The sequence below is a fragment of the Trebonia sp. genome, assembly GCF_049794275.1.
Taxonomy (GTDB): domain Bacteria; phylum Actinomycetota; class Actinomycetes; order Streptosporangiales; family Streptosporangiaceae; genus Trebonia.
Genome location: NZ_JBARCR010000302.1, coordinates 1 through 2,458 on the forward strand (window position 1 = coordinate 1; position 2,458 = coordinate 2,458).

The 2,458-nt window shown below is 70.3% G+C and carries 2 protein-coding genes; both read left to right on the forward strand.

Annotated elements, in window-relative coordinates; translation table 11 throughout:
* The first annotated feature begins 244 nt into the window (after positions 1 to 244).
* Positions 245 to 712: a MarR family winged helix-turn-helix transcriptional regulator gene (locus tag WA805_RS08460; RefSeq protein ID WP_422287748.1), complete on the forward strand. Its 468-nt coding sequence runs from the start codon at positions 245 to 247 to the stop codon at positions 710 to 712.
* A 143-nt stretch (positions 713 to 855) separates the two neighbouring features.
* Positions 856 to 2,349, forward strand: coding sequence for an MFS transporter (locus tag WA805_RS08465; protein ID WP_425242059.1), 1,494 nt, complete (start codon positions 856 to 858; stop codon positions 2,347 to 2,349).
* Positions 2,350 to 2,458 lie beyond the last annotated feature (109 nt).

Here is a 2,458-nt window from a genome sequence, read left to right on the forward strand (position 1 = left end):
CGCGTGGACCGGCGCCGACTGTCGGCGCTGACGGGTCCGACGGGACGCGACGCTAACCGCGAGGGCGCGCAGCGAAGCTTCGGCGCGCGGGCGCTGGCTGGCCCCGTGCCGGGCGGGGCTGAAGCGCCAGCCCAGACCGGCCGGCGCCGGAATAAATCCATGAGGCCTCTCATTATGAGGATTAACAACGTGAGGCACCTCATGATGAGGAGGCTCAGCGTCTGTGAATGACAGAGGTGCAGCCATGATCACGCCCGAACAGGCAGGCGAGCGGTACATCGCGGTTCATCACCGGCTGTTCCGCGCCGTCAATGACGAGATGAGCGGATGCGGCCTGTCGATGGCCCGGACCAAGGTACTGCTGCGGCTCCGGGAGCAGGGACCCACCCGGCAGAGTGTTCTGGCCGCCGATTTCGGGCTGTCCCCGCACTCCATCACCGACGTCGTCGACGCGCTGGAGCGCCAAGGCCTGGCCGAGCGCCGGCCGGACGCCACCGACCGCCGGGCCAAGCTCGTCGCCATCACCGAGGCGGGCGAGGCCTGCCTGGGTGTGGCGTCCGCTGCCCGCGAGCGGCTGCTGGGGCAGATCTTTGGCGCCCTGAGCCAGGAGGACCGGGCAACCCTGCTCCGCCTGCTCGACGTCCTCGACGACGCGGCCCGGCCGCTGATCACCTCGCCGGCTGTGCCCGGCACACCTGTGGTTCCGGCATGATCGCCGCGCTCTGCGCGACCCGCACTACCCAGACCAGCCACACTTCTCACCCGGGGGTATAGCTCTCCATGTCATCTGTGCCTTCTGCCGCAGGCAGCCAACGCCCGGCTGCCAGCGATCATCGCTGGCTCATCCTGGTGATCGTGGCCGTCGCCCAGCTGATGGTGGTGCTGGACGCCACCGTCGTGAACATCGCCCTGCCGTCGGCCCAGCACGCGCTGGGATTTCCCAACAGCGACCGCCAGTGGATAGTGACCGCCTACGCCCTGGCCTTCGGCAGCCTGCTGCTGCTCGGCGGCCGGATCGGTGACATGTTCAGTCGCAAGCGGGTGTTCATTACCGGCCTGGCCGGGTTCGCTCTCGCCTCGGCCCTTGGCGGCGCCGCCACCTCGTTCGAGACGCTTGTGCTCGCCCGGGCGCTTCAGGGCGCGTTCGGCGCCATCCTCGCGCCCGCCGCCCTGGGCACCCTGGTCAGCACCTTCCGTGACCCCCGCGAGCGCGGCCGGGCGTTCGGCGTCTTCGGGTCGGTCGCCGTCGGCGGCGGCGCGGTGGGCCTGATCCTCGGCGGCGTCCTGACCGAGTATTTGTCCTGGCGCTGGTGCCTGTATGTCAACCTGATCTTCGCCGCGATCGCGATCGCCGGCGCCCTGGCTTACATGCGGGGCACTCGGCCGGACCACCGCCCGCGGATGGACTGGGCGGGAGCGGTGCTTTCCTCGGCGGGGCTGTTCCTCATCGTGTTCGGGTTCTCGCACGCGGAGGTTGCCGGCTGGACCGCCGCCCTGACCATCGGCTCGCTGGCCGTCGGCGTGCTGCTGCTCGCGGCGTTCGCCTTCGCCGAGCACCGGGTCAGCCACCCCCTGCTGCCGCTGCGGGTGATCCTGAACCGGGCCAGGGGCGGCTCCTACGTCGCGGTCGGCCTGACCGGGATCGCGATCTTCGGCGTGTTCCTGTTCCTCACCTATTACCTTCAGCTGGTCAAGGGTTACAGCCCGGTGGCCAGCGGGCTGGCCTTCCTGCCGATGATCGCCTGCATCCTGATCAGCTCGAACACTTCCAGCATCGTGCTGCTGCCCCGGCTCGGGCCGCGGGCGCTGATCGCTGCAGGCATGCTCATCGGCGGCGGCGGAATGGCCTACCTCACCCAGCTCACCGTGACCTCCAGCTACGCGGGCAGCGTCCTGCCGGCGCTGCTGGCCATGGGCGTCGGCTTCGGCATGATCTTCTCGCCGGCCATCAACACCGCCACCACCGGCGTGGCCCGGCAGGACTCGGGCGTGGCCTCGGCGCTGGTCAACACGATGCAGCAGGTCGGCGGGTCAATCGGGACCGCGGCGCTGAGCACAGTGGCGCTGACGGCGACGGCCACCTACCTGGCCGCGCATCACGCGGGCCAGCTGGCGCCGGCCACCGCAGCGGTGCACGGCTACACCATAGCGTTCACGGTGTCGGCGGCGCTGCTCGGCCTCGGCGCGCTGATCATAACCCTGCTGGTGCCGTCCAAGAGCCGGCTTGAGGAACTCAGGAACGCGGCACCGCCGGTCGATGCCGCCCCGGTACCCAGCCCGGCCCTGGCGGACGCATTGAGCAGCCAGTCCGGCAGCCCATCCCAGGCCCGGCAGGCTGATCGCAGCTAGAACTACCGCAGGTGAGGCGGGGATGTTGGCATCCCGGCCGGGGCGGAGGCCCGGTCACGGCACGCGGGCCAGCCCCAGAACCCGGGGTTCGTCTTGCGGGGTCATTCTG

What these genes read in the sequence shown, in the direction of transcription:
- WA805_RS08460 (WP_422287748.1), top strand. Translation starts at nt 245, where the DNA reads ATGATCACGCCCGAACAGGCAGGCGAGCGGTACATCGCGGTTCATCAC.